This window comes from Pseudomonas sp. RAC1, from assembly GCF_030658255.1.
GTDB classification, from domain to species: domain Bacteria; phylum Pseudomonadota; class Gammaproteobacteria; order Pseudomonadales; family Pseudomonadaceae; genus Aquipseudomonas; species Aquipseudomonas boreofloridensis.
On record NZ_JAUTXS020000034.1, the window covers coordinates 20,510 to 47,255 of the forward strand.

19 protein-coding genes and 1 pseudogene are annotated in these 26,746 nt (G+C 64.8%); 10 read left to right on the forward strand and 10 right to left on the reverse strand.

The annotated features are described in order from the left end of the window. The first annotated feature begins 173 nt into the window (after nt 1–173). Nucleotides 174–6,647 (forward strand): retention module-containing protein, encoded by a 6,474-nt coding sequence (locus tag Q7C30_RS13705; RefSeq protein ID WP_317871810.1) that lies wholly within the window; start codon nt 174–176, stop codon nt 6,645–6,647. 25 nt (nt 6,648–6,672) lie between these two features. On the opposite strand, the gene Q7C30_RS13710 is transcribed toward Q7C30_RS13705, so the two are convergent. After that, nucleotides 6,673–7,035: a YbaN family protein gene (locus tag Q7C30_RS13710; RefSeq protein ID WP_029612940.1), complete on the reverse strand. Its 363-nt coding sequence runs from the start codon at nt 7,033–7,035 to the stop codon at nt 6,673–6,675. A gap of 9 nt (nt 7,036–7,044) precedes the next feature. Continuing rightward, nucleotides 7,045–7,632: a YecA family protein gene (locus tag Q7C30_RS13715; protein ID WP_029612941.1), complete on the reverse strand. Its 588-nt coding sequence runs from the start codon at nt 7,630–7,632 to the stop codon at nt 7,045–7,047. 243 nt (nt 7,633–7,875) lie between these two features. Here Q7C30_RS13715 and recQ point away from each other — a divergent pair, with 243 nt between their 5' ends. Beyond that, the gene (gene recQ / locus Q7C30_RS13720) at nt 7,876–10,020 is read left to right on the forward strand and encodes a DNA helicase RecQ (protein WP_295483392.1); all 2,145 of its coding nucleotides are present in this window, start codon (nt 7,876–7,878) and stop codon (nt 10,018–10,020) included. Nucleotides 10,021–10,138: 118 nt separating this feature from the next. Next, nucleotides 10,139–10,576 carry a MarR family transcriptional regulator gene (locus tag Q7C30_RS13725; protein ID WP_029612943.1) on the forward strand — a complete coding sequence of 146 codons (438 nt, stop codon included), beginning with the start codon at nt 10,139–10,141 and terminating at the stop codon, nt 10,574–10,576. A gap of 87 nt (nt 10,577–10,663) precedes the next feature. On the opposite strand, the gene Q7C30_RS13730 is transcribed toward Q7C30_RS13725, so the two are convergent. Next, on the reverse strand, nt 10,664–12,847 hold the full coding sequence (locus Q7C30_RS13730; protein WP_317871811.1) for a patatin-like phospholipase family protein: 2,184 nt from the start codon (nt 12,845–12,847) through the stop codon (nt 10,664–10,666). Nucleotides 12,848–12,916: 69 nt separating this feature from the next. Between Q7C30_RS13730 and Q7C30_RS13735 the strand changes: the two genes are divergently transcribed. Next, nucleotides 12,917–13,198, forward strand: a complete 282-nt coding sequence (locus Q7C30_RS13735) for a SelT/SelW/SelH family protein (RefSeq protein ID WP_029612945.1) — start codon at nt 12,917–12,919, stop codon at nt 13,196–13,198. 98 nt (nt 13,199–13,296) lie between these two features. Continuing rightward, complete coding sequence (locus Q7C30_RS13740) at nt 13,297–14,109, forward strand: UDP-2,3-diacylglucosamine diphosphatase (RefSeq protein ID WP_039576249.1); 813 nt, start codon at nt 13,297–13,299, stop codon at nt 14,107–14,109. Nucleotides 14,110–14,118: 9 nt separating this feature from the next. Here the strand turns inward: Q7C30_RS13740 and Q7C30_RS13745 are convergent, their stop codons facing one another. Further along, complete coding sequence (locus Q7C30_RS13745) at nt 14,119–14,430, reverse strand: DUF962 domain-containing protein (RefSeq protein ID WP_116887807.1); 312 nt, start codon at nt 14,428–14,430, stop codon at nt 14,119–14,121. A 153-nt stretch (nt 14,431–14,583) separates the two neighbouring features. Here Q7C30_RS13745 and Q7C30_RS13750 point away from each other — a divergent pair, with 153 nt between their 5' ends. Beyond that, complete coding sequence (locus Q7C30_RS13750) at nt 14,584–15,636, forward strand: AraC family transcriptional regulator (RefSeq protein WP_317871812.1); 1,053 nt, start codon at nt 14,584–14,586, stop codon at nt 15,634–15,636. Here the strand turns inward: Q7C30_RS13750 and Q7C30_RS13755 are convergent. Next, the gene (locus Q7C30_RS13755; protein WP_039576254.1) at nt 15,593–17,047 is read right to left on the reverse strand and encodes a TrkH family potassium uptake protein; all 1,455 of its coding nucleotides are present in this window, start codon (nt 17,045–17,047) and stop codon (nt 15,593–15,595) included. The genes Q7C30_RS13750 and Q7C30_RS13755 overlap by 44 nt on opposite strands. 170 nt (nt 17,048–17,217) lie before the next feature. Here Q7C30_RS13755 and Q7C30_RS13760 point away from each other — a divergent pair, with 170 nt between their 5' ends. Further along, nucleotides 17,218–17,775 carry a nitroreductase family protein gene (locus tag Q7C30_RS13760; protein WP_039576256.1) on the forward strand — a complete coding sequence of 186 codons (558 nt, stop codon included), beginning with the start codon at nt 17,218–17,220 and terminating at the stop codon, nt 17,773–17,775. Nucleotides 17,776–17,798: 23 nt separating this feature from the next. Here Q7C30_RS13760 and Q7C30_RS13765 read toward each other — a convergent pair whose 3' ends face one another. The 3 genes from Q7C30_RS13765 to Q7C30_RS13775 all read right to left on the reverse strand — a co-directional run bounded on the left by Q7C30_RS13765 (nt 17,799) and on the right by Q7C30_RS13775 (nt 21,113). Continuing rightward, a complete protein-coding gene (locus Q7C30_RS13765) occupies nt 17,799–19,127 on the reverse strand; it encodes a HAMP domain-containing sensor histidine kinase (protein ID WP_317871813.1) in 1,329 nt (442 codons plus the stop codon). Between the two features lie 68 nt (nt 19,128–19,195). Next, nucleotides 19,196–19,612, reverse strand: a complete 417-nt coding sequence (locus tag Q7C30_RS13770; RefSeq protein ID WP_039576259.1) for a Spy/CpxP family protein refolding chaperone — start codon at nt 19,610–19,612, stop codon at nt 19,196–19,198. 154 nt (nt 19,613–19,766) lie between these two features. Next, the gene (locus Q7C30_RS13775) at nt 19,767–21,113 is read right to left on the reverse strand and encodes a 3-deoxy-7-phosphoheptulonate synthase class II (RefSeq protein ID WP_039576261.1); all 1,347 of its coding nucleotides are present in this window, start codon (nt 21,111–21,113) and stop codon (nt 19,767–19,769) included. A gap of 115 nt (nt 21,114–21,228) precedes the next feature. On the opposite strand from Q7C30_RS13775, the gene Q7C30_RS13780 reads away from it, so the two are divergent. Further along, entirely contained in the window at nt 21,229–21,984 is a 756-nt protein-coding gene (locus Q7C30_RS13780; protein ID WP_317871891.1) for a spermidine synthase, read from the forward strand. A 282-nt stretch (nt 21,985–22,266) separates the two neighbouring features. Further along, nucleotides 22,267–23,980: pseudogene (locus Q7C30_RS13785) on the forward strand (DEAD/DEAH box helicase). Nucleotides 23,981–24,054: 74 nt separating this feature from the next. Here Q7C30_RS13785 and Q7C30_RS13790 read toward each other — a convergent pair. After that, the gene (locus tag Q7C30_RS13790; protein WP_039576265.1) at nt 24,055–24,822 is read right to left on the reverse strand and encodes a class III extradiol ring-cleavage dioxygenase; all 768 of its coding nucleotides are present in this window, start codon (nt 24,820–24,822) and stop codon (nt 24,055–24,057) included. Nucleotides 24,823–24,924: 102 nt separating this feature from the next. Here Q7C30_RS13790 and Q7C30_RS13795 point away from each other — a divergent pair, with 102 nt between their 5' ends. Then, the gene (locus Q7C30_RS13795; protein WP_317871814.1) at nt 24,925–25,569 is read left to right on the forward strand and encodes a thiopurine S-methyltransferase; all 645 of its coding nucleotides are present in this window, start codon (nt 24,925–24,927) and stop codon (nt 25,567–25,569) included. Between the two features lie 72 nt (nt 25,570–25,641). Here Q7C30_RS13795 and htpX read toward each other — a convergent pair whose 3' ends face one another. Then, complete coding sequence (htpX, locus tag Q7C30_RS13800; protein ID WP_029612955.1) at nt 25,642–26,529, reverse strand: protease HtpX; 888 nt, start codon at nt 26,527–26,529, stop codon at nt 25,642–25,644. Nucleotides 26,530–26,746: the final 217 nt, after the last annotated feature.

The window sequence follows — 26,746 nt, forward strand, 5'->3', positions numbered from 1 at the left end:
GGCGACAAAATATTGGCGATTAATTGATGGCTACTTGGTATTAGTCCCTGCGTATTAGGTCCAAAGTGAGCGGGATTTCTCACGGATCTGACAGGTGAAGTGGTTGAACCTGATCGCGTCGCGCGGTTTCCGGAATCGCCTGTAACGAGCACCAGCATCGGAGGCGTATGTTCATGGCGGGTTCAATCGGGGTGGTGAGCAAGGTGATCGGTCAGGTGTTCGCGGTCGCCAGTGATGGGGCCCGGCGCTTGCTGGTGGAGGGCGATCGGCTGTTCGCTGGGGAGCAACTGGACACGGGCCTGGGTGGTGCCGTGGCAGTTCGTTTAGCCAACGGTGCCGAGCTGACCCTCGGGCGAGGCAGCAGCCTGACGCTCACGCCGGACCTGCTGGCCCATCATGCGCCCCACGTCCAGGCGCCCGATCCGACGCCCACCCAGGCCCAGTTCAGCGACGTCGAGCGCTTGCAGCAGGCCATCGCCGCGGGCGGTGACCCGACCCAGGAAGGCGAGGCGCCTGCCGCCGGTCCCGGTGCCAATGGCGCACCGGGTGCGTTGGGCGGTGGGCACAGCTTCGTGCTGCTGACCGAGGTCGCCGGGCGAGTCGACCCTACGGTCGGTTTCCCCACCGCCGGTTTCAATGGCACGCCCGAGTTGGCCAATCGTGACCTCGGCGGACTCGACCCGAGCGGTAACCCCCCAGGCGCGGGCCCCGCGACCAATCCGCCACCTGTCACGCCGCCTGTGACTCCACCGGTCACCCCACCTGTTACACCGCCGGTGACGCCTCCGGTGAATCCGCCTGTCACGCCGCCGGTTACGCCCCCAGACCACCCCGTCACCCTGGGCGGTCTCGACCTGAATCCTGCAGAGCTGAGCCTGAACGAAGCCAATCTGCCACAAGGCTCGGCGCCCAATCCCCAGGCCCTGACGCAAACCGGCAGTTTCACCGTGGACGCGCTCGACGGGCTGTTCAACCTCAGCGTCGGCGGCATCAACGTGGTCACCGCCGGCGTGGTGACCGGTGTCGGCCAGTCGATCACCAGCGGCCTTGGCAACCAACTGACCATTACCGGCTATGACGCGGCCAACGGCCTGGTCAGCTACAGCTACACCCTCACTGGCGCCGAGCAGCACCCCGCAGGCGACGGCGCCAACCTGCTGGGCGAGCACTTCTCGGTGCTGGCCAGCGACACCGACGGCGATACCGCCAGCGGCTCGCTGGATGTGATCATCCGCGACGACGTGCCCACGGCGGTCAACGACAGCAATCCGCTCAGCGCCAACGAACAGTCAGTGCAGTTGACCGGCAACGTGCTGGACAACGACATCCAGGGCGCCGACCGCATCGCCAGCGGCCCGGTGGTCGCCGGCACCTATGCCGGCACCTATGGCACCCTGCAATTGGCGGCCGACGGTTCCTACACCTACACCCTCGACCCCGACGCTGCGGACTTCAAGAACCTCCACGGAGGCGGGCGCGGCACCGAGACCTTCACCTACACCCTGCGCGACGCCGACGGCGATACCAGCAGCGCGACCCTGACCCTGAACGTCACCAATCTGGACGATCCGGTGATCCTCCGTGGCCTGGACGTGGACGGCGGTGAGCTGACGGTCTACGAGAAGAACCTGAGCACGGGCACCTCCCCCGATCCGGCGGCGTTGACCCAGCAGGGCAGCTTCACCGTCAGCGCGGCAGACGGCCTGCAGAGCCTGAGCGTCGGTGGCATCGCCGTGGTCAGTGGTGGCGTGGTCGCGGGCTTGCCGCAGTCGATCGTCACGGCCCTGGGCAACACCTTGACCCTGCTCGGCTACGATCCGGCCACCGGCGTGGTGAGCTACAGCTACACCTTGCGCGGTAACGAAGGCCACCCTGCCGGCCAGGGGGCGAACAGCCTGAGCGAGCATTTCAGTGTGATTGCCCAGGACACGGACGGCAGCCGCGCCACGGCCAGCCTGGACGTCAACATTGTCGACGACGTGCCTCAGGCGTCTAGCGACGTCGCTACGGTCTACGAGGGCGGCAACGTCAGCGCCAACGTGTTGGTCAACGATGTGATCGGCGCCGATGTTCGGGCCGACGGCCAGTATGTGGTGGGCGTGCGCGCGGGCGCCGACACCTCGACCTCGGCCAGCGGCAACCTGGGAACTGCCGTGGTGGGCCTGTATGGCACCCTGACCCTCGATGGCGCCGGTAATGCGGTCTACCACGCCAATCCCAATGTCGCACCGCCCTCCGGTGCGGTCGATGTCTTCGTCTACACCCTGCGCGACGGAGACGGCGACGAGAGCACTACCACCCTGACCATCGATGTCCGCGACTGTGCACTGATCGTCGGTCCCAACGATGGGGTGACGGTGTACGAGAAGGCGCTCGATCTGATCAAGGACGGCAACGACCTCGCCCCGGGCACCGTGGTGGGCAGCGACCCGCAGTCGAACGCGGAAACCGCGTCCGGAACGTTGGCCGGAACCGTGAGTGGCGGCGTAGGAGCCTTGACCTTCGCGCTGGTGGGCAACGCGGTCGGCCAGTACGGCCAGATCCAGCTCAACGCCGATGGTTCCTACACCTACACGCTCACTTCGGCGCCGAAGTCGCCGGATAACCTCAATGACGGGGCGAATACGCTGACCGAGTCGTTCACCTATCAGGTGAAGGATTCGCTGGGTAACTCGACCACGGGCACCGTGGTCATCAGCATCGTCGATGACGTGCCGAAGGCGGACAGCGATTTTGTCAACGTCTACGAGGGCGGCAGCGTCAGCGGCAATGTGCTGGTCAACGATGTGATCGGTGCCGATGTACGGGCCGACGGCCAGTATGTCGTGGGCGTGCGCGCGGGCGCCGACACTTCCACCTCGGCCATTGGCCAGCTCGGCGTGCAGGTGGTCGGCCAGTACGGTTACCTGACCCTCGATGCCCAGGGCAACGCCACCTATCACGCCAGGCCGGACGGCGTGACGCCGGCCGGTGCCACCGACGTGTTCGTCTACACCATCCGCGATGCCGACGGCGACGAAAGCACCACCACCATCACCATCGATATCCACGACTGCTCGCTGGTGGTTGCGCCAGGTGGTGGCGTGACGGTGTACGAAAAGGCCCTCGATCTGGTCAAGGACGGCAATGACCTGGCGTCGGGCACGGTCATCGGCAGCGATCCGCATTCCACCGTGGAAACCGCCTCTGGCTCACTGGCCGGGTTGGTCAGCGGCGGCATCGGTGCAATGACTTTCGCGCTGGTGGGCAACGCGGTCGGCCAATACGGCCAGATCCAGCTCAACGCCGACGGTTCCTACACCTACACGCTCACTTCGGCGCCGAAGTCGCCGGATAACCTCAATGACGGGGCGAATACGCTGACCGAGTCGTTCACCTATCAGGTGAAGGATTCGCTGGGCAATTCGACCACGGGCACCGTGGTCATCAGCATCGTCGATGACGTGCCGAAGGCGCACTGCGACGTCGCCAGCGTGACCGAAGGCGGCGCGGTCAGCGGCAATGTGCTGGACAATGACATCGTCGGCGCCGACGTGCGGACCGACGGCCAGTATGTCGTGGGCGTGCGCGTCGGGTCGGATACCTCGACATCGGCAATTGGCCAGCTCGGTGTGCAGGTGGCTGGCCAGTACGGTTACCTGACCCTCGACGCCCAAGGCAACGCCACCTATCACGCCAACCCGAACAGCGTATCCAAGGCCGGTGCCACCGACGTGTTCGTCTACACCATCCGTGATGCCGATGGCGATGAAAGCAGCACGACTCTGACCATCAACGTGCAGGACAGCCGCTTGCTGGCCTGTGAGAACAGCGATGTGACGGTGTACGAAAAGGCGCTGGATCTGGTCAAGGACGGCCACGATCTGGCCGCGGGTACGGTCATCGGCAGCGATCCGCAGTCCACCGGCGAAACGGCCACTGGCAACCTGGCGGGCTCGGTCGGCGGTGGCGTGGGTGTCGTGACCTATAGCCTGGTCGGTAGTACGGTCGGTCAGTTCGGCCAGATTCAGGTCAATGCGGACGGCACCTACACCTACACCCTTACCTCAGCGCCGAAGACGCCGAGTGGTGCCGATGACGGTGCCAACCGGGTCATCGAGCAATTCACCTACAAAGCCACCGATTCGCTGGGCAACAGCGTGACCAGCACCATCGCCATTTCCATCGTCGATGACGTACCCAAAGCCGTGTGCGCCGAGCGCAGCATCACGCCGGGCCAGTTGGACTCCAACATCCTGCTGGTGATCGACGTGTCCGGCAGCATGAACTTCGCCTCCGGTGTTCAAGGGCTGAGCCGACTGGACCTGGCCAAGCAGTCGATCAACGCGTTGCTCGAACGCTACGACGAGATGGGCGACATCAAGGTGCAGGTGGTGACCTTTGCTACCGGCGCCTGGGTCAAGACGCCGGTCTGGGTGTCGATCGCCGAGGCCAAGAGCGTGGTCGCAGGGCTGACCGCCGACGGTTCCACCTATTACGACTCGGCGGTGACCAAGGCCCAAGAAGCCTTCCTCAGCAGCGGCAAGATCGCCGGGGCGCAGAATGTCAGCTATTTCTTCTCCGATGGCGTACCGACCAATGGGCACGCGATGACGTCGGTGCGCGAGGCCGCTTGGGAGCGGTTCCTTGACGACCAGGGCATCAAGTCCTACGCAATCGGTATGGGCACCGGGGTCAATCAGGCCAATCTCGATCCCTTGGCCTACGACGGCAGTAGCCATGTCGACACCGGCTCGGTGGTGGTCACCGACCTCAGTCAGCTCAGCGCGGTACTCACCGGCACCGTGCAGGGCGCGCCGATCACCGGCAGCCTGATGAGTGGCGGGCACTTTGGGGCCGACGGCGGTTTCATCAAGGCATTGCTGGTCGATGGCACCACCTACACCTTCGACCCCAAAGCCAATGGCGGGCAGGGTGGCTACAGCGTGTCGGGCGGACCGGACAAGGCCAGCTTCGACACGCAGGGCAATACCTTGGCAGTCAAGACCGCACTCGGCGGTACGCTGCTGGTGGACATGGACACCGGCGAGTTCACCTACGCACCGCCCAAGGACGATGGCAGTCGCCACGTGGAGCGCTTCGGCTTCACCGTCAGTGACAACGACGGCGATACCAGCAGCGCCAGCCTGGTGGTGCAGCTCAACAGCAACAGCGCGCCGGTCGCCGGGGCCGACCACATCATCACCAACATCACGGGGGCCAGCATCAACGTGCCGATGCAGGCCCTGTTGGCCAACGACAGCGATGCTGACCATGATCGCCTGAGTGCCGCGCCGACCACCTTCACCACCGGCTTCGCCGACAAGGGGGCCGGCTTCGCCGCCGCCGGTCAGGTGCAGACCCTGCGCTTCGACGGTACGGCCAACACCACGGCGAACCAATTCAAGGAACTGCTGCGCAGCGACTTCACGGCGGTGTCGAGCAGCATGACCGCCGCGCTGGTGGTCGCGGGCTACCTGGGCGCCATCAGCACCAGCAATGCCAACGACGAAGACACGCTGACGGTCAGCTTGCGCAAGGGTGAGAGCCTGACCTTGGATCACGACCGTCCGGCCGGCAATCTGCAGATGCAGTGGAAGGACGCCACGGGCAATTATCAGGCTATCGACGAGGGTGGCCGCTTCACCGCCAGCCATGACGGGGTGTACAGCCTGCATGTGATCAACACTGAGAATGCGCAAGGCAACAGCAAGGCGGCCGAGAGTTACAAATTGAGCCTGGTGATCGATTACAGCCAGGCCGAGAACGAAGTCCGGGACGACAGTTATACCCTCAGCGACAACCATGGCGGCGTCGCCACTGGCGCTGTGGACATCACCTATCAGCCGGGGACCACCTTGGTGGGGAGTGCGGGCGACGATGTGCTGTTGGCGGGTAACGGCGACGACACTTTGATCGGTGGCGCCGGGCACGATGTGCTGGTGGGGGGAGAGGGCAACGACCGGTTGTACGGTGGGGAGGGCAACGACCTGCTGATCGGCGGGCCAGGCGACGACCTGCTCGACGGCGGCCCGGGCAATGACACCGCCAGCTATGCCAGCGCTGGCACGGGCGTGACCGTCGATCTGGCCCATGTCGGGCAACAGAATACCGTGGGTGCGGGGCTCGATACCCTGGTCAGCATCGAGAACCTGATCGGTTCTGACCATGACGATCGGCTGTTCGGCAACGACTGCGACAATGTGCTCAATGGCGGCAAGGGCGACGATCTGCTGGTCGGCGGCGCGGGTAACGATACCCTGATCGGCGGGCCGGGCAACGATACCCTGACGGGGGGCAGCGGCAACGACACCTTCATCTGGCAGCAGGGCGACAGCGGGCACGACCGCGTCACCGACTTCACCCCAGGCAGCGACACGCTCGATCTGTCGCAACTGCTGCAGGGCGAGAACGCCACGGCGGCGTCACTGGACGACTACCTGCATTTCAAGATCAGCGGCAGTGGTGCCGGGGTGGTATCGACCCTGGAAGTGAGCAGCGTGGCGGGTGCGGCGCCGACCCAGACCATCGACCTGGCGGGTGTCGACCTGGCGCAGCACTACGGGGTGACCCCGGGCGCTGGCGGCTTGATCGCTGCCGGCTACGACACGGCGGCGCTGATCAACGGCATGCTCAACGATCATTCGTTGAAGGTGGATACGGTCTGATTGCCAGGCGGCTGCGCCGGTCTGTTCAGGGCCGGTGCAGGGTCTTCTGCTTGAGGATGTAGAGGCTGACCAGCACGGCGCTGGTGAGCATGAAGGCCCGTGCCCAGAACAAGGGCACCAGGTAGCACGACAGGCCGATGCTGGCCCACATCAGGCCGATGGCGTACACCTTGCCCTTGAGTGGAATGCCCTGTCCATCGAGGTAGTCGCGGATCCAGGGGCCGAGCCGGGGATGCTCGACCAACCACGCGTGGAAGCGCGGGGAGCTGCGGGCGAAACAGGCGGCTGCCAGCAGCAGGAACGGGGTGGTCGGCAAGACCGGCAGGAAGATGCCGATCACCCCCAGCGCGACACTGAGCCAGCCAATGGCCAGCAGCAGATAGCGCACCACCGCCGATCAGTGGTGGCGTGGCTTGAGCAGTGCCGGCTTCTCTTCCGGGGCGTGCAGCAGCAGGAACAAGGCGCTGAGGGCCTCGGGAATCTGCACGATCATGTCGTCCTGCAAGTTGGCGTTGCTGGCGATGTCGGCGAACTCCGGCTGTTCGTCGAAAAGGCCCGAGCCGACCATGATCGGCAGCAGCATTTCGCTGACTTCCTCTTCGGCATTCTCGAACCAGGCTTCTTCGCGCAGGAACACGCCTTCCATGAACCCGATGCACCAGCCGCGCAGTTCGGAATCGTCCGGCTCGTCGGTCAGGTCGAGCTCGCAGGGCAGGTCGAATTCCTCGTCGCTGGCCAGTTGGCGGGCGATGTGGCCTTTGAGGGCGACCAGGGTGGCCTCGATTTCGACGTGCTGGGCTTCGCTGGCGTAATGCGGTTCCTCGGCGAACAGCGCGTCGATCCATTCACGTTCGGGCACCTCCTCCGAGCAGATCGACAGCGCGGTCAGGTAGCCGTGTGCGGCGACGTAGTCCAGCGCCTCTTCGTGCAGCTCGTCGGCGTCGAGGAAGGCTTGCAGGCGGGTCAGTTGCTCGGCGAAGGACATTACGGGGCTACCTTGGGGAATAAACGATGCTGAATTCTAGCACCTTGCAGCGATGGCGGGGCAAAGGGAACGTCTGTCATCCCAGCCTGCCGCAGGGCAGGGCAGTGGGGTATACTTCGCCGTTTTCGAGCCAGGTGGCGCCTTGGCGTCATTCGGCAAAAAACGCTTACGCATCCGGCGTGTGCGCAGCGGATTTATCGTCCAGCCTGTCTGCGGGATGGTACGACGATCGTGGAGTGGCAAATGCTCGAACAGGCTCAGCGCGTCCTCAAGGACATCTTCGGCTACGACAGCTTCCGGGGTCGCCAGGCGGCGATCATCGAATGCGTGGCCAACGGTGGCGATGCGCTGGTGCTGATGCCCACCGGCGGCGGCAAATCGCTGTGCTTCCAGGTGCCCGGCCTGTTGCGCAACGGCCTGACCGTGGTGGTGTCGCCGCTGATCGCGCTGATGGACGACCAGGTCGCCACCCTCGACGAACTCGGCGTGGCGGCGGCGGCGCTGAACTCCACCTTGAGTGCCGAGCAGCAGCGCGACCTGGCCGCGCGCCTGCGCCGCGGCGAAGTGAAGATGCTTTACCTGGCGCCTGAGCGCCTGGTGCAGCCGCGCATGCTGGACTTCCTGCGCGACCTGGACATCGCCCTGTTCGCGATCGATGAAGCGCACTGCGTGTCGCAGTGGGGGCACGACTTCCGTCCCGAGTACCTGCAACTGGGTCAGCTCGCCGAGTTGTTCCCCCATGTGCCGCGTATCGCCCTGACCGCCACCGCCGACATGCGGACCCGCGAGGAAATCGTCCAGCGCCTGCACCTGCAGGGCGCCGAGCGGTTCCTGTCGAGTTTCGACCGGCCCAACATCTTCTACCGCATCGTGCCCAAGGAATCGCCACGCAAGCAATTGATGGCCTTCCTCGCCGAGCGTCGGGGTAACGCGGGTATCGTCTATTGCCTGTCGCGCAAGAAGGTCGACGAGACGGCGGCCTTCCTCTGCGAGCAAGGCTTCCCGGCGCTGCCGTACCATGCGGGCCTGCCCGCCGAGACCCGTTCGGCCAACCAGCACCGGTTCCTCAACGAGGAGGGGCTGATCATGGTCGCGACCATCGCCTTCGGCATGGGCATCGACAAGCCCAACGTGCGCTTCGTCGCCCACCTCGACCTGCCCAAGTCGCTCGAGGCCTATTACCAGGAAACCGGCCGTGCCGGACGTGACGGCCTGCCCTCCGATGCCTGGATGGCCTATGGGCTGCAGGACATGGTGATGCTCAAGCAGATGCTGCAGAACTCCGAAGGCGACGAGCGCCACAAGCGTGTCGAGCAGCACAAGCTCGATGCCATGCTGGCGCTGTGCGAGGAAACCCGCTGCCGTCGTCAGGCGCTGCTGGCGTACTTCGACGAAGTGCTGGAGCAGCCTTGTGGCCATTGCGACAACTGCGTCGACCAGGTGCAGACCTGGGATGCCACCGAGCCCGCGCGCCAGGCCCTGTCGGCGGTGTTCCGCACCGGACAGCGCTATGGTGTCGGGCATCTGGTCGATGTGTTGCTGGGCAAGGACAACGAGAAGGTGCGCAGTTTCGGTCACGAGAAGCTCTCGGTGTTCGGCGTCGGCAAGGCCTTGGGCGAACACGAATGGCGCTCGCTGTTCCGCCAGTTGGTGGCGCGCGGGTTGGTGGACATCGATCTGGAAGGCTACGGCGGCCTGCGGCTTTCCGACACGTGCCGGCCGCTGCTGCGCGGCGAGGTCAACCTGCAACTGCGCCGCGACCTCAAGCCGCAAACCGTGGCCAAGTCCTCGAGCGGTGGCGGCAGCCCGGCCAGCCAATTGGTGCGTGCCGAGGAGCGCGAGCTGTGGGAGGCGCTGCGCACCCTGCGGCGCAAGTTGGCCGAGGAGCACAGCGTGCCACCGTACGTCATCTTCCCCGACTCCACCTTGCTGGAGATGTTGCGCAGCCAGCCCACCAGCCTCAGCGACATGGCCCAGGTCAGCGGCGTCGGTGCACGCAAGCTGGAGCGCTATGGCCAGGCCTTCCTCGAGGTGCTCAACGGCGCCGGTGGCACCGAGGAGGCGCCCAAGGTGGTGCTCGACCTGCGCCACGAGTTGGTCAGTCTGGCCCGTGCGGGGATGACGCCGGCGCAGATCGCCGGGCAACTGGCGTGCAGCGAGAAGAACGTGTACAGCCTGCTGGCCGAGGCCATCGGTCGTCAGGAACTGAGCCTGGAGCAGGCGCTGGACCTGCCCGAGGAGCTGATGATGGAAATTCAGGACGCCTTCCTCGACGGCGAAGGCGAGCTGCCACCGGTGTCGGCCTTGTTGCCACAGTTCGCGCAGCGGGTGCCGGAAGGCGTGCTGTACTGCGTACGCGCAGCACTGGCGGCCGAGTTCGAGCTCTGAGCTGACCGGCGTCATGCTCTGCGTCGATTTTCGGCGAATTCCCACAGGCCGAGCCTTGCCTGATCCTGTGGGGCATGATTAGCTGACTAACTATTAGTTTCCCTCCACAGAGTTGCCTATGCCCCTCACCGACAATCAACACCGCTTCGGCATGCAACTGGCACAGATGTCCCGAGGCTGGCGTGCCGAACTGGACCGTCGTCTGGCCGGGCTCAATCTGTCCCAGGCGCGGTGGCTGGTGTTGCTGCACCTGGCCCGGTTCAGCGAAGCACCCACCCAGCGCGAGCTGGCGCAGAGCGTCGGCGTCGAAGGTCCTACCCTGGCGCGACTGCTCGACAGCCTGGAAAACCAGGGGCTGGTCCGTCGCCAGGCCGTCATGGAAGACCGCCGCGCCAAGAAAATCCTGCTGTGTCCGCCGGCCAAGCCGCTGATCGACCAGATCGAGACCATCGCTAACGCCTTGCGCGCGGAGCTGTTCACCGGCGTTGACGAGGCGGACCTGGACGTGTGCATGCGGGTGCATGCGAAAATTCTCGGCAACCTGGAGAAGCCTTGAGGTTTAACGGCGCACCCGCGCGCACACGCAAAAGCGGATGGCGGCCCCATCCGCTTTTTCCATTTCTTTGGCCGGGCCCGTCGACACTCAGAAGCTGCTGCCCAAATTCAAGTACACCGCCTTCTGATGCTCGGTGTTGATCCCGTAGCTGATGTTCAAAGGCCCCAGTGGCGTCTCCAGTCCCAGGAACACGCTGGCCGCGTTGATGTAGCCGCTGTCGAAGTCGTTGTCGTTGTTCCACGCGCGGCCACGCTCCAGCGACCCGCCCAGGTACAAGGGCAGATCCAACGGCACATAGGCCCGAGGCGTCAGCCGGCGGTAATACACCATGCGCATCAGGCTGATGTTCTGGCCTGACAGCGAATCCTGGCGGAACCCCGACAGTTGCCTGGCTCCACCGAGCACGAAGCTGGAAGTCACCACCTCGGTATCGTCCAGGGTGCGCCCGTAGCGGCCACCCAGCACCCAGGTATTGGCGCCGTAACTCAAGGCTTTGTCCAGGTGGAACTGCCATTGGCGGTAGTCGCTGTCCGAGTCCAGCGAGCGGTCGAACTTGCGCAGGCTCAGGCCGATGTCTTCGCCGCTGTGGGGGAAGTAGACGTTGTCGAAGGTGTCGAAGGAGTACTTCAGTTCGTAGAAGCCCTCGTTGAAGCTGACTTTGGGCAGGCTTTGATCGCCAATACGCACCTCAGCCTCGCCCCAGGCCTTGCCGACGCCGAGTCGCACTTCGCCGTAGGTGCCGATCTGTCGGCCCAGGTTGAGGCCGAACCCGTAGCGTTCCAGGCGGTACTCGGCGACCGGATCGTTGTCCAGGGTGGCTTCGATGTTCTGCGAACCCAGGGACAGATAGGGGGCGACGAAGTAGCGCGAGCCCACGTCCAGCGGTTGGTAGAACTCGCTGTACAGCTCCTGCTGGTCGCCGATCTGCGCGCGCGTGAGCCATTCGGCGCCCAGCCGGTTGATGCCATTGACGCGGTAGCTGGCACCGAGGTTGAAGGCGCTGTCGCCGCGCATGTCGTCCGAGAGGTTCAGGCCCAGACGCAGGTAGTCGGTGCCACCACGCCGGCCACGGGCATTGATCACCAGGGTATTGTCGTCGCCCTTGTGTACCACGCGGTACTGCACGCGGTCGAAGTAGTCCAGCCCGTACAGGGTGCCCATGTCGGTTTGCAGGCGATCCAGCGCCAACGGCTCGCCGATGGGCTGGCGGATGTAGTAGCGGATCACCTCGTCGCTGACCTTCGAGTCGTTCTCGACCTTGATCGCCGTGATCACCGGCGTGCGCTGGCGCGGTGAGCGGGCCACGGCCAGTTCGGCGTCACCGGCCTGGCGCAGCCCGGCCAGGCGCGCGTCGAGGGCGCGGGTGGCACGGTAGCCCGCGTCGATCATGTCCTGGGCGCGGCCGAAATCGGTGACGCCGAAGGCGCTCAGCGGTGGTTGCACAAGAATGTCTTCGCGGCCCAGGCTGGCCAGCTGTTCTTCGGAGTTGCGCCGGGTCATCAGGGTGATCGACTGATTGAGCACGTCCACCACAGTGGCCAGTTGCTTGCGCGAGCGCAGCGGGGTGCCTATGTCCACCACAATGGCCAGGTCGACGCCCATTTCCCGCACGACATCCAGCGGAATGTTGTCGACCATGCCGCCGTCGACCAGCAGGCGGCCGTCCAGCTCCACCGGCGCGAACACCGCTGGAATCGACATGCTGGCCCGCACCACCTGCGGCAGGTGGCCACGGCGGAACACCACCTTTTCGCCACTGGCGATGTCGGTGGCGACGGCGCGGAACGGAATGGGCAGTTTGTCGAAGTCGCGGATGTCGGCGGTGTGGGCCAGCTTGCTTTCCAGCAGCAGCGACAGGTTCTGGCCCTGGATCACCCCCAGCGGCAGACCCAGGCTGCCGTCGTCGCGAAAGCTGAGCTTCTGCTTGACCAGGAAGTCGCGGTCGTCCTGCTTGCGCCTGAACGGCACGTCCTTGCGCGGTGGCGCATCGGACAGCGCCTGCTGCCAGTCGAGGGTCAGCGCCAGGTGTTCGAGTTCCTCGATGCTGTAGCCCGAGGCGTACAGCCCGCCGACCACCGCTCCCATGCTGGTGCCAGCGATGGCGTCGATGCGCACGCCCTGTTCTTCCAGGGCCTTGAGCACGCCGATGTGGGCCAGGCCTCGGGCGGCGCCGCCGGACAGTACCAGGCCGACCTTGGGCCGGGCCGCGTCGGCCGCGTGCAGGACAAGCGGGGTGAGGGTCAGCAACAGGCATAACAGCAGACGGCGCATCGTGAGTCTCAAAACCGTGGGCAAAGACCGCTAGTATAAGCGGCCCATTTCAGCAGGAGACGTTTGACCATGGCCGATGCCAAGCCCGAAATCGTCATCGAGTATTGCACCCAGTGTCAGTGGCTGCTGCGCGCCGCCTGGTTGGCGCAGGAATTGCTCAGCACCTTCGCTGACGACCTGGGCCGGGTCACGCTGCAGCCGGGCAGCGGCGGTGTGTTCCGCATCACCTGCAACGAGCGACAGCTCTGGGAACGCAAGGCCGACGGCGGCTTCCCCGAAGCCAAGGTGCTCAAGCAGCGGGTGCGCGATTGCATCGACCCGCAGCGTGACCTGGGCCACAACGACCGCTGAGGGGGTGTCGGTGGGCAGCGCGTGACTCGTCACACGACTGCCACCAACCTGTCATCCGCACCTGCCAGTCTCCTGCAAACAACGCCGGAGGCCGCCCGATGACACACGCCGAACTGCTCCGCCCGTCACGCAAGCAACGCGTGCGAACCCTGTGGATCTCCGATGTGCACCTGGGTACTCGTGACTGCCAGGCCGAGCACCTGTCGCAGTTCCTCAAGGGGTATCAGGCCGATCGCATCTATCTGGTCGGCGACATCATCGACGGCTGGAAGCTGCGCAGCGGCGTCTACTGGCCGCAGGCTCACACCAATGTGATCCGCCGCTTGCTGACCATGAGCAAACGCGGTACCGAGGTGATCTACGTCACCGGCAACCACGACGAATTCCTGCGCCGTTACTCACGGCTGATCCTGGGCAACATCCAACTGGTGGACGAGGCCGAACACCTCACGGCTGACGGCCGTCGCCTGCTGGTGGTGCATGGCGATCAATTCGACGTGATCACCCGCTACCACCGCTGGCTGGCCTTTCTCGGCGACCGCGCCTATGAATTCACCCTGGTGCTCAACCGCTGGCTCAACCACTGGCGCGCCCGTTACGGCTATGGCTACTGGTCGCTGTCGGCGTACCTCAAGCACAAGGTCAAGGGTGCGGTGAACTTCATCAGCGATTTCGAGGATGCGATTGCCCACGAATGCACACGACGCGGCTTTCAAGGCGTGGTCTGTGGGCATATCCATCACGCCGAGATTCGTCAGGTGGGCGATGTGCAATACCTCAACTGCGGCGACTGGGTCGAGTCGTGCACCGCGCTCATCGAGCACTGGGACGGTCATATCGAGTTGTATCGGTTGGCCGAGGCGCAAGCCCAGGAAAGCGAGCGCCTGGCGGCGCTGCGCGAGCTGGTCTGAGCCCCGTGCTCAGAGGCTGATCTTGCCGCGCAGGATGTCGCGGAACATGGCGAAGTCGCCGATCAGGCTATAGAGGGGATAGGTGAAAGTGGCCGGCCGATTCTTCTCGAAAAAGAAGTGCCCGGCCCAGGCGAAGCCATAGCCGGCCACCGGCATGGCCAGCAGCAATAGCCACTGACCGCTGCCGATGGCATACGCCAACAGCGCGATGACCAGGCTGGTGCCGACGAAGTGCAGGCGTCGGCAAGTGGGGTTGGCATGCTCGCCGAGGTAGTAGGGATAGAACTCGGCGAAACTGCGAAACTGCGTCGTGCTGTTCATGGCGGGGTTCTCGCCGCTGCGTTTTTGTTCGGGGTATACGGCGTGGAGCCTGTTTCGAGTCTAGAGTCACTGGGAGCGCCCACCAGTGACAATTGGCGCCATTTGAGTATCCTTTCGATTCACCGCAGGAGCGGTCAGCACAAGAAGCCTGTCATGAGCGAAAGAACCACGTCGGCCAGCTGGGCCTCAGGGATCGTCAAAGCGCTCGAGCTCGAAGGACTCGATTGCCGGGCCATGTTCAAGCAGTTGGGGCTGGACTTCGCGGCGCTGGACGACCCGGATGCACGCTTTCCCCAGGATGACATGACCCGTCTGTGGTTGCTGGCGGTCGAGCTGTCCGGGAACCAGGCCATCGGCCTGAACATGGCGCGGGTGGTGCGCCCGGCGTCGTTCCATGTGGTGGGGTATGCGCTGATGTCCAGTCGAACCCTGGCAGAAGGCTTCGAGCGCCTGGTACGCTATCAGCGCATCATCGCCGAGAGCTCCGACCTGAGCTTCACCCTCGGCCCTGAAGGCTACTCGCTGATCCTCACCGTGCATGGCGATCACCTGCCGCCGACCCGCCACAGCGCCGAGGCGTCGCTGGCCTGTGCGCTGTCGTTGTGCGCCTGGCTCAGCGGCCGCCCGGTGCAGCCGCGGCGGGTGCTGATCCAGGGCACGCAGCCCAAAGACATCGAACCCTACCGACAGGCCTTCCGTGCGCCTCTGGAGTTCGGCGCGCGGCACGATGCGCTGGTCTTGGAACGCGCGGACATGGAGGCGCCGCTGCCCACCGCCAACGAGGCGATGGCCATACTGCACGACCGCTTCGCGGGCGAGTACCTGGCACGCTTTTCCGAAAGCCGAGTGACCCATCGGGTGCGCCAGACCCTGTGCCGCATCCTGCCGCAGGGCGAACCCAAGCGCGATACCGTGGCCCAGGCCCTGCACCTTTCGCAGCGCACCCTGCAGCGCCGGTTGCAGGAGGAGGGCACCAGCTTCCAGACCCTGCTCGACGACACCCGTCGGGAATTGGCCGAGCAGTACCTGGCGCAGCCTGGCATGACCTTGCTGGAAACCGCCTACCTGCTGGGTTTTGCCGACCCGAGCAATTTCTACCGGGCCTTCCGTCGCTGGTTCGACGCCACGCCCAGCGAGTACCGGGCGCGCTTGGAGGCGTCGCTCAATGGCGCCAGAACGCCGGCATGCACAACACCAGCACGGTGATGATCTCCAGGCGACCGAGCAGCATGCCGCCGGCCAGGATCCACTTTGCTGCATCCGGCAGGCTGGCGAAGTTGCCGGCCGGGCCGATCACCTCGCCCAATCCCGGGCCCACGCCGGAGACGGTGCTGGCGGCGCCGGTCAGTGCGGTCATCCAGTCCACGCCCAGCAGCGACAGCAGCAAGGCGATGACACAGATGGTCACGGCGAAGAAGAACGAGAAGGTCAGGATCGAGCGCACGATTTCTTCGTCGAGGCGGTGACCGTTGTACTTCTGCTTGATCACCGCGCGCGGGTGGATCAGTTGGTTGAGGCTGGCCTTGAGCAGGATGTAGGCCACCTGGAAGCGGAAGATCTTGATACCGCCGGCGGTCGAGCCGGAGCAGCCGCCGATGAAGCCCAGGTAGAAGAACAGCATCAGCGAGAAGTTGCCCCACAGGCTGTAGTCGCCCAGAGCGAAGCCGGTGGTGGTGACCACCGAGGTGACGTTCAGCGCCACGTGGCGGAAGGCGTCCAGCCAGTGCAGGTCGGTGGTGGCCCAGTACCAGGTGCCGAGCACTATCCAGGTGGCCACCAGCAGACCGAGCAGGCCCTGCACCTGTTGGTCGCGCCACAGCGCGCGGTGGTTGCCGCGCAGGGTCGCCACGTACAGCGTGAACGGCACGCTGCCGAGGATCATCACCACCACCGCCACCCAGTGCACGGCCGGCATGTCCCATTTCGCCAGGGACAGATCGGAGGTGGAGAAACCGCCGGTCGAGATCGCCGACATGGCATGGTTGATGGCATCGAACAGGCTCATGCCGGCCCACCAGAACGCCAGGCTGCCGAGCACGGTGATGCCCACGTACACCGCGACGATGTATTTGGCCACCATGTGCGAACGCGGCATGACCTTTTCCGAACGGTCCGACGATTCGGTCTGGAACAGGCGCATGCCGCCGATGCGCAGCAGCGGCAGGATCGCGACCGCCATACCGATGAAGCCGATGCCGCCGAGCCAGTGCAGCATCGAGCGCCAGATGAGAATGCCCGGCGACACGCTGTCCAGGCCACTGAGCACTGTCGAGCCGGTGGCGGTGATGCCTGACATGCTTTCGAAGAAGGCGTCGGTGTAGCTGATGTGCTGGGTCAGCAGCAGGGGCAGGGCGGCGAACACGCAGACCACGACCCAACTGCTGACGGTCAGCAGGTACATGTCGCGCGGGCGCAGGTGCACGTGTTCCGGTCGCCCCTGCAGCACCATGGCCAGGCCGGCGATGAAGGTGATCAGGCTCGACCACAGGAACGAGGGCAGATCGGCCGTGCGTTCGAAGATCATCAGCGTGGCCATGGGCACGACCATGCTCACGGCCAGGGTGATCAGGAAGATGCCGATGATGAACGCGATGATCCTTAAGGTCGGCAACGCCATGTGATCTGACTCGAAACGGGAAAGGGCGACATTTTAAGCGGCGAGCCTCAAGCTGCAAGCGGCAAGTTGAAGCGAGCCGGCGTTGGCTGACAGCTTGCAGCTTGCAGCTTGAAGCTTGCGGCTGGGCACCTGAGAATGGCGGCACTTTCAATTTGCCAGGAGGGTAGCCCGTGGAGGCTCTCGACGCTTTGCTCAACCGTGTTTCCGTGCCGCGCCTGACCGATCCCGCGCCCAATGCGGCCCAGCGTGAAGGGTTGTTCCAGGCGGCGCTGCGTGCACCGGATCACGGACAGCTGCGACCGTGGCGATTCCTGACCATCGAGGGGGCGGCGCGCGAAGCGTTGGGCGAGCTGTTCGCCGAGGCGATTCAGGCCCAAGGCGATGCCAGCCAGGCTGCGCTGGACAAGGCCCGGGCCATGCCGCTGCGTGCGCCGTTGCTGGTGGTGGTGATCGCACGTTTGCAGGCGCATCCCAAGGTGCCGGCGTCCGAACAGCGCCTGGCGGCCGGTTGCGCGGCCCACGGCATCCTGATCGCCGCCCATGCCCAAGGCATCGGTGCGGTGTGGCGCACCGGCGACATGGCCTTCGACAGCCATGTGCACAAGGGGCTGGGGCTGGCCGACAATGAAGAGCTGATCGGCTATCTGTACCTGGGCACCCCGACTAGCGAGCCGCGCACACCGCCGGTACTGGACACCGCCGACTTCGTCACCGCCTGGGGCGAGTGACCAAGGCCTGATGGCGTGCGCCCTTAAACGGGCGCCTGAGTCACCGGCAGCGCCAGCCGGGCCTCGAACCCGCCTTGTGGGTGGTTCTCCAGCACCAGCGTTCCGCCATGGCGCTCGGCGGCGCGGCGGGCGATTGCCAAGCCCAGCCCATGCCCCGCCGCCTGCTGCCCCGGCGCGCGGAAGAACGGCTCGCCCAGGTGCAGCAAGTGTTCCGGCGCGACCCCAGGGCCATGGTCGCGCACGCTCAGCAGCACCTGCTCGTGCTCGCGGCGGGCATGGATTTCGATGGGCTGGCCCGCCGGGTTGAACCGCAGGGCATTGCGTACCAGGTTGTCCAGCGCCCGTTCGAGCAAGGTCGGCCAGCCCTGCAGGGTCAAGCCGGGTTCTGCTTCCAGGCGCACCTCCTGCTCCGCTTCGCTGAGCTGAGCGTCCCGGCGCACACTGCCCAGCAGTGCGTTGACGTCCACCGGCTCCGGGTGCGCCTGCTCGGCATCGACCCGGGCCAGCACCAGAATCTCGCTGATCAGGTCTTCCAGGCGATCGCACTCGCGTGTCAGTCGTGGCCAGAGCGCCTGGCGCTGCTCGGGCTCGGCCCGCTCGGCCAGGGCCAGGGCGATGCGCAGGCGTGCCAGCGGCGAGCGCAGCTCATGGGACACGTCGCGCAGCAATTGGCGCTGGCTGGAAATCAGGCTTTGCAGGCGCGCGCCCATCTTGTTGAAGTCGTTGGCCAGTACGCCGAACTCGTCGCGCCTGACCGACAACTGCGCCAGGCTGTTCTGCTGATAAGTGGTTTGCCCCAGGTCGTGCACCGCGCCGCGCAGACGGCTCAGCGGACGGGTGATGGACAGCGTGACCAGCAAACTGAACAACGTCAGTACCACCAGCGCGATGCCCAGGGCGCTCAGCGGCCAGATCAGGCTCTCGCGGTGCCAAGCCATCAGTTCCGGATGAGGAATGCGGTAGATCAGCAGGTAGGTCTGGCCGGTGGTGGGGCTGGTGTACTCCTCGGTGAGGCGACGCCAGGGCAGGCGCTCGTCATTGTGCTGACGGCGCTCGAAGTCTTCGGCGCGACGCGGGAAGGTACCGGGCACCACGGCGTCGCCACTGTCGTCGAGCACCTGGACGTCGATCTTGTAGCGCTGTTTACGCCGTTCCAGGAAACGTTGCGAGGCTTGCAGGCCTTCCTGCTCGTAGTGCTTGACCCAGCGGCTGGCGAGGGTGTTGAGGCCCGGGTGACGACTGAGGATCCAGGCATCCTGATTGAGCATGTGGCCAAGCAGGATCGACAGGCCGGCGACCAGGGCGATGGCCAGCCAGAAGCTGGCCAGGATGCGCCAGAACAGTGAGCGCAAGACGAGTACCTCCCAGACATGAAAAGGCCCGGCCCGCTGGAGTGCGGGCCGGGCGTCGAACGTGCAGCTTACTGGGCCTTGGCGGCTTTTTCAGCTTTCCAGGCCTGGAACTGCTCCCACTCGGCTTTGTCGGCCGCGCGTTTGCTTTGCAGTTCGTCGAATTGCTTCTGCTGGTCGGGCTTGAGCAGGGCGCGGATCTGGGTCTGGGTCTTGTCGTGACCGGCCTTGATCTCGTCCTTCATGGCCTTCTGTTCAGGGGCCGGCAGCTTGTCCAGGTAGCGCTCGGTGATCTCGCGGCGCTGTTTCATCTGCTCGCCCATCAGCCGGCCGATCTGCTGGCGCTGCTCCGGGGTCAGGTCGAGCTGGGCGAAAGCCGCAGGGCCACGGTGATGAGGGCCTTCGCCGTGCGGGCCGGGTTCAGGCATGGCCATGGCGACGGTCGGCAGGGCGGCAGCGAACATCAGTGCGGTCAGGGTCTTGCGCATGGGTGTTTCTCCTTTTTCAGGCCGGTGGTTACCGGATGAGCCCAGTCTAGGGTGCGCAAGGTCAAGCGCGGTCAGGTCAGGGTAAAGGCTCGGTAAAGACCGCCCTCGACGTCGATCGCGGCTGGCGCCCGGATCGAACCGGTTTGGGCTGTGTTCAGCGACGCACCTGCTTGAGGGTTTCGGCGATCAGGAACGCCAGCTCCAGCGACTGGTCGGCATTGAGCCGCGGGTCGCAGTGGGTGTGGTAGCGGTCCGACAAGCCGTCTTCGGTGATCGGGCGCGCGCCGCCGATGCACTCGGTGACGTTCTGCCCCGTCATCTCGATATGGATGCCGCCGGCGTGGCTGCCTTCGGCCTGGTGCACCTGGAAGAACTGCCGCACCTCGTCGAGGATCTGCGCGAAGTCGCGCGTCTTGTAGCCGCTGCTGGCCTTGATGGTATTGCCGTGCATCGGGTCGGAGCTCCACAGCACCTGGCGCCCCTCGCGCTCGACATGACGAATGAGCGGTGGCAGGTGGTCGCCGACCTTGTTCGCGCCCATGCGCACGATCAGGTTCAAACGACCGGGGTCGTTGTCCGGGTTGAGCACGTCGATCAGGCGGATCAGTTCTTCAGGGTTCATGCTGGGGCCGACTTTGACCCCGATCGGGTTGTGCACCCCGCGCAGGAACTCGACGTGAGCGCCGTCGAGCTGGCGGGTGCGGTCGCCGATCCACAGCATGTGCGCCGAGCAGTCGTAGGCGTCGCCGGTCAGGCTGTCACGGCGCACGAACGCTTCTTCGTAATTGAGCAGCAGCGCCTCATGGGCGGTGAAGAAGCTGGTTTCGCGCAGTTGCGGCGCGCTGTCCAAGCCGCAGGCGCGCATGAAGGCCAGGGTCTCGTCGATGCGGTCGGCGAGTTGATGATACTTCTCGGCCAGCGCCGAGTTGGCGATGAAGTCCAGGTTCCACTTGTGCACTTGGTGCAGGTCGGCGAAGCCGCCCTGGGCGAAGGCGCGCAGCAGGTTGAGGCTGGCTGTGGACTGATGGTAGGCCTGCAGCAGGCGCTCGGGGTCGGGAATGCGACTGGCCGAGTCGAAGCCGATGCCGTTGACGATGTCGCCGCGATAGGCGGGCAGGGTGACCTGGCCCAGGGTTTCGTCGTTGGCCGAGCGCGGTTTGGCGAACTGCCCGGCCATGCGCCCGACCTTCACCACCGGACAGCCGGCGGCGAAGGTCATGACGATCGCCATCTGCAGCAGCACCTTGAAGGTGTCGCGGATCTTCGCGGCGGAGAATTCGGCGAAGCTCTCGGCGCAGTCGCCGCCTTGCAGCAGAAACGCGCGGCCCTGGGTGACCTCGGCGAACTGGCGACGCAGTTCGCGGGCTTCGCCGGCGAACACCAGCGGCGGATAGCTGGCCAGGGTCTGCTCGACCTTGTGCAGGTGTGCGGCATCGGGGTAGATCGGCTGCTGCTGGATCGGCAGGGCGCGCCAGCTGTCGGGGGTCCAGGGTCGGTTCATCATCGGCTCGGTCAGGTCGGTTCGGGCATGCGGGCCATGGTAACAGTTGCCCGCCGGCTTGTTGCACTGCAGGCATTGGCGGACAATGCCGGTTTTGCGCGGGCAGGTGGCGGCGATGGCGATGGATCGGGAAGAGCGGCGGCTGGCCCGGGTTGAGGATGCCTACGGGGTCATCAGCGTTTACGAGGTCGAAGACTACCGTTTCCTTGAGTTCGGTGACGCCATCGAGCAAAGCTGCACCTTCACCGCCGATCCGAGTTGGCTGGAGTACGACTACACCCGGGCGATGCTGGTCGGCGCGCTGTGCCACCCTCAACCGGAAAGCGCGCTGTTTCTCGGGCTGGGCGCCGGCACCCTGACCCAGGCCTGTCTGAAATTCCTGCCGCTGGAAGACGTCGAAGCCATCGAACTGCGCGCGGATGTGCCGCGTCTGGCCATGGAGTACCTGGGCCTGGACGACGATCCGCGCCTGTACGTGCGCATCGGCGATGCACTCGAACTGCTGCCTACGGCGGAAAAGGCCGACCTGATCTTCGTCGACCTGTATACCGACTACGGGCCGGGCGTTGGCCACCTGGCGTGGGGCTTTCTGGAAAAATGCCAGCAGCAGCTCAATCCGGGGGGCTGGCTGGTGATCAACCAATGGGCCGCCGATGACGGTCGGCCATTGGGGGCGGCGCTGTTGCGCGGCTTGTATCACCGCCATTACTGGGAGCTGCCGGTCAAGGAAGGCAATGTGATCCTGCTGGTGCCTGCGGACCTCGAGCAGAGCCTGGATCAGGACGCGGTGGGTGACCGGGCGGCAGCGCTGGCGACGCGTCTGGGCTATTCGCTGGAGTATCTGATCAAGGCGATCAGGCCCGCCAGTTGAGCGAAACGGAAACGTTTCAGTCGGCGGCGTCCGTCTCGTGCCCGACTGCGGGTTCCCGTAGAAATTTTTCTCACGGTGCTACGCGAATTCGTATATAGTACGCGCCGGTCTTTTAGCGGACCTCAAAATCAGGCGGTGCAAATCCTCCGAGTCCAGCTTCGGCTGCACGTCCGCTAGGCGGACCTTCCCACGTAATTCTTTTTCAATCGTTTTCGCAAATCCCCGCCGCCAAAGCTGCCTGGGTGACCTTCGGGTCTTTCAAGGCATGTGCAGCTTTGGAGCATGGGTCTTTGCGGATGCACATAGAGGCAGACCCATGACCCAGGAAACCGGCGGATTCGCCGCTCTCGATCTTCATCCGAACATCGTTGCTGCCGTATTGGCCACAGGCTATGAAGAGCCATCGGCCATCCAGCAACAGTCGATCCCGATCATCCTCGCCGGTCACGACATGATCGGCCAGGCGCAGACTGGCACCGGCAAGACCGCTGCCTTCGCCCTGCCGATCCTCAACAAGATCGACGTGAGCAAGCGCGAACCGCAAGCCCTGATCCTGGCGCCAACCCGTGAGTTGGCGCTGCAAGTAGCTACCGCTTTCGAAACCTACGCCAAGCAGATGCCGGGCGTGAATGTCGTGGCCGTGTACGGTGGTGCCCCGATGGGTCCACAGTTGCGCGCCATCCGCAATGGCGCCCAGATCGTGGTCGCCACCCCAGGCCGTCTCTGCGATCACCTGCGCCGTGACGAGAAAGTGCTTTCCACCGTTCAGTACCTGGTACTCGACGAAGCCGACGAGATGCTCAAGCTGGGCTTCATGGACGACCTCGAAGTGATCTTCGACGCGATCCCGGCGACCCGTCAGACCGTGCTGTTCTCCGCGACCCTGCCGTCGTCGATCCGCTCGATCGCCGAGCGTCATCTGCGCGAGCCCAAGCACGTCAAGATCCAGAGCAAGACCCAGACTGTCACCGCCATCGACCAGGCGCACCTGATGGTCCATGCCGACCAGAAGATCCCGGCCGTACTGCGTCTGCTGGAAGTCGAGGAATTCGACGCGCTGATCGCCTTCGTGCGTACCAAGCAGGCCACCCTGGATCTGGCTGCTGCGCTGGAAGCCAAGGGTTACAAGGCCGCTGCGCTGAACGGCGACATCGCCCAGAACCAGCGCGAGCGCGTCATCGACTCGCTCAAGGACGGTCGTCTGGACATCGTCGTCGCGACCGACGTCGCTGCCCGTGGTCTGGACGTCCCGCGCATCACCCACGTGTTCAACGTGGACATGCCGTACGATCCTGAATCCTACGTGCACCGTATCGGTCGTACTGGCCGTGCCGGTCGTGAAGGTCGCGCCCTGCTGTTGGTGACCCCGCGTGAGCGTCGCATGCTGCAGGTGATCGAGCGCGTCACTGGGCAGAAGGTCGCCGAAGCCCGTCTGCCTGGCCCGCAAGCCGTGCTGGATGCGCGCATCAAGAAACTGACCGCCAGCCTGGCACCGTTGGTGGCCGAGGCCGAAGCGACCCACGGTGAGCTGTTCGATCGCTTGACTGCCGACTTGGGCTGCTCGGCCCGTGCGCTGTCCGCCGCCCTGCTGCGCAAGGCGACCAACGGTCAGTCGCTGGACTTGGCCGCCGTCGAGCGCGAGCAGCCGCTGGTGCCGACCCACACGCCGCGCGAGCGTAGCGGCGAGCGCAGTGACCGTGGCGAGCGCGCTGAGCGCGGCGACCGCGAGCGTCGTGCACCGATGCCACTGGCTGAAGGCCGCGTGCGTTGCCGGACTGCCCTGGGTGCACGTGACGGCATCGCCGCCAAGAACCTGTTGGGTGCGATCCTCAACGAAGGCGGTCTGGCCCGCGACGCCATCGGCCGCATCCAGGTGCGCGACAGCTTCAGTCTGGTCGAGCTGCCTGAGGAGGGTCTGGAGCGTCTGCTGACCAAACTCAAGGACACCCGCGTAGCCGGCAAGCAGCTCAAGCTGCGTCGCTATCGCGAGGACTGAGTCCCGCGGTCATGAAAAATCCCCAGCTCAGGCTGGGGATTTTTTTTGTCCGTGCGATCAAGCGCAAGGCGGTCTCAGTCGAACCGATAGATGTCCATGCCCAGCGCACCCAGCGTGAATCCCTGATGCACGATGCCAAAATGCTGGCCTGCGCCCATGGCGAAGAACAGCGGCAACAAGTGCTCGTCGCTGGGGTGGTTGCGCACCGCAAAGGGGGCCTGCTGGCGATAGTCCTGCAGAGCCGCGGTGTCACCGTCGACCAGTCGCTGGACGATCCAATCGCGGAAACTGCGCGCCCAGGGTTCGATGACCTCCGGGCCAGCCTGCCAATCCAGTTCGCCCAGGTTGTGGGTGATACTGCCCGACCCCACCAGCAGAACGCCCTGGTCGCGCAAGCCGGCCAACGCCCGGCCAATCTGCACATGCAACGCCGGAGGGCGATGGCTGGGCAGCGAAAGCTGGAGCAGCGGAATGTCGGCTTCTGGGTACATCAAGGACAGCGGTACCCAGGCGCCATGGTCGAACGGCCGGTGGGCGTCGAGGTGCGCAATCAAGCCGGCCTGACCGAGCTGGTCGACGATCTGCCTGGCCAGGTCCGGCGCGCCGGGCGCCGGGTACTGCACCGCGTACAGCGCCGCTGGAAAACCGCGAAAGTCGTGCCAGGTTTCGGGACGAGCGGCGCTGGTAAGCATCAGCTCACGGCTTTCCCAGTGCGCCGATACCACCACGATCGCTTTCGGCCGCGGCAGGCCGGCAGCCAATCCGGCAAGCGCCGGACCGCTGGCACCCGGCTCAAGGGCAAGCATGGGGGAGCCGTGGGAAATGAACAGGCTGGGCAACATGGCGGTGTCCTGGGGCGTTAAGATGCTGCCATCTTCGATCAGGTAAAGATCGATATCCAATATAAGATTTGCGGTCAATCAATCGAAAATACTGGAGAAATCATGGAGCCGGCGTTTTGGCACAAGCGGTGGGCGGATAACCAGATCGGTTTTCATCAGCCTCAGGTGAATGCCTATCTGCAGGGCCATTGGCCGACGTTGGCGCCAGGCAGTCGGGTATTCGTACCTTTGTGCGGCAAAAGTCTGGATATGGTCTGGCTGGCGGGGCAGGGCTATCGGGTGCTCGGCGTGGAGCTGTCGCGGCGTGCAGTCGAAGACTTCTTCGTCGAGCAGGGACTTGCCGCCGAAGTCGAGCGGCAGGGAGCGTTCGAAGTATGGCGCAGTGCAGACTTCGAGTTGTGGTGTGGGGACTTCTTCGCACTGCGTGCGTCGGACCTGGCAGACTGCACGGCGGTGTACGACCGAGCCGCGCTGATCGCGTTCCCCCTGAGTATGCGTGAGCGCTATCTGGATCACCTGTCCCGCTGTTTGCCAGATCGCTGCGAAGGCCTGTTGGTGACGCTGGAGTACGATCAATCGCTCATGGAGGGGCCGCCGTTTTCAGTGCCACAAGCGCAGGTGAGGCAAGGGCTCGGCGGATGGCAGGTGACGGAGTTGCAGGCGCCTCAGGTCATCGCCAGCAGCCCCAAATTTCAGGCGGCGGGTGTCACTAGCCTGCTGGAGAGGGTCTACGCTGTGCGGCGCTGAGCGTGCACTTCATTGAAAAATGAAACATGAAAAGGGCGACCGAAGTCGCCCTTTTTTGCACTGCCGATTGACTCAGCCGCGGCGACGCAGCGCGTCGATACGGTCTTCCAGCGGCGGGTGGCTCATCAGCAGGCCCGCCAGGCCTTGCTTCAGGCCGCCGTTGATGCCGAAGGCCTTTAGCGTATCGGGCATATGCACCGGCATGCCCTGCTCCGAGCGCAGGCGTTGCAGTGCCGCGATCATCGCCCCGGTGCCTGCCAGTTGCGCACCGGCTTCGTCCGCGCGGTATTCGCGACGGCGCGAGAACCACATGACGATGATGCTGGCCAGGATGCCCAGGATCAGTTCGGCGACGATGGTGGCAACATAGTAGGCAATGCCTTGGCCTTCCTCGTTCTTGAACACCACTTTGTCGACGAAGTTGCCGATGATTCGCGCAAAGAACATCACGAAGGTGTTCACCACGCCCTGCACCAGCGCCAGGGTGACCATGTCGCCATTGGCCACGTGACCAATCTCGTGGGCCAGCACGGCACGCACCTCGTCACGCGAAAAACGCTCGAGCAGACCTTGGGATACCGCGACCAAGGCATCGTTGCGGTTCCAGCCGGTGGCGAAGGCGTTGGCCTCGTAGGCGGGGAACACGCCCACCTCGGGCATCTTGATGCCCGCCTCGCGGGACAGCTCCTCGACCGTCTGCAGCAGCCACTGTTCGTGATGGGTGCGCGGCTGGGTGATGATCTGCGTACCTGTGGTCATCTTCGCCATCCACTTGGAGATGAAGAGCGAGACCAGCGAGCCGGCGAAACCGAACACGGCGCAGAAGACCAGCAGACGGCTCAGGTCGAGGTCGACGCCGTTGGCGGCCATGAACCCGTTGAAGCCGAACAGGCTGAGGGTAATGCTTGCAACCAGCACCACCGCAAGGTTGGTGGCCACAAACAACAGAATGCGCATCATGGTTGTTACGTTCTCCTGACGGATGAAAATGTCGCTCTACTGCGGGGTATATAAGGGGGCGGCCTGGGCGATTCAACCGGCCGACTATTTCAAACTGTGTACCCGGCAGTATGCCAGAGGCGCAAAGGCGCGCCGGTGGATAGACCGTTGCAGGATGTAAGAATTCATCCGAGGGGGAGGGCGCCTATTCCTGCGGCACCTTGGATAAAGGTGCCGC

Excerpts from the sequence above, each read along its gene's own strand:
- Q7C30_RS13705 (WP_317871810.1), top strand. The coding sequence starts at position 174 with ATGGCGGGTTCAATCGGGGTGGTGAGCAAGGTGATCGGTCAGGTGTTC.
- Q7C30_RS13715 (WP_029612941.1), bottom strand. The coding sequence starts at position 7,632 with ATGTCCTTCGCCGAGCAACTGACCCGCCTGCAAGCCTTCCTCGACGCC.
- recQ (WP_295483392.1), top strand. The coding sequence starts at position 7,876 with ATGCTCGAACAGGCTCAGCGCGTCCTCAAGGACATCTTCGGCTACGAC.
- Q7C30_RS13725 (WP_029612943.1), top strand. The coding sequence starts at position 10,139 with ATGCCCCTCACCGACAATCAACACCGCTTCGGCATGCAACTGGCACAG.
- Q7C30_RS13730 (WP_317871811.1), bottom strand. The coding sequence starts at position 12,847 with ATGCGCCGTCTGCTGTTATGCCTGTTGCTGACCCTCACCCCGCTTGTC.
- Q7C30_RS13735 (WP_029612945.1), top strand. The coding sequence starts at position 12,917 with ATGGCCGATGCCAAGCCCGAAATCGTCATCGAGTATTGCACCCAGTGT.
- Q7C30_RS13740 (WP_039576249.1), top strand. The coding sequence starts at position 13,297 with ATGACACACGCCGAACTGCTCCGCCCGTCACGCAAGCAACGCGTGCGA.
- Q7C30_RS13745 (WP_116887807.1), bottom strand. The coding sequence starts at position 14,430 with ATGAACAGCACGACGCAGTTTCGCAGTTTCGCCGAGTTCTATCCCTAC.
- Q7C30_RS13750 (WP_317871812.1), top strand. The coding sequence starts at position 14,584 with ATGAGCGAAAGAACCACGTCGGCCAGCTGGGCCTCAGGGATCGTCAAA.
- Q7C30_RS13755 (WP_039576254.1), bottom strand. The coding sequence starts at position 17,047 with ATGGCGTTGCCGACCTTAAGGATCATCGCGTTCATCATCGGCATCTTC.
- Q7C30_RS13770 (WP_039576259.1), bottom strand. The coding sequence starts at position 19,612 with ATGCGCAAGACCCTGACCGCACTGATGTTCGCTGCCGCCCTGCCGACC.
- Q7C30_RS13775 (WP_039576261.1), bottom strand. The coding sequence starts at position 21,113 with ATGAACCGACCCTGGACCCCCGACAGCTGGCGCGCCCTGCCGATCCAG.
- Q7C30_RS13780 (WP_317871891.1), top strand. The coding sequence starts at position 21,229 with ATGGCGATGGATCGGGAAGAGCGGCGGCTGGCCCGGGTTGAGGATGCC.
- Q7C30_RS13790 (WP_039576265.1), bottom strand. The coding sequence starts at position 24,822 with ATGTTGCCCAGCCTGTTCATTTCCCACGGCTCCCCCATGCTTGCCCTT.
- Q7C30_RS13795 (WP_317871814.1), top strand. The coding sequence starts at position 24,925 with ATGGAGCCGGCGTTTTGGCACAAGCGGTGGGCGGATAACCAGATCGGT.
- htpX (WP_029612955.1), bottom strand. The coding sequence starts at position 26,529 with ATGATGCGCATTCTGTTGTTTGTGGCCACCAACCTTGCGGTGGTGCTG.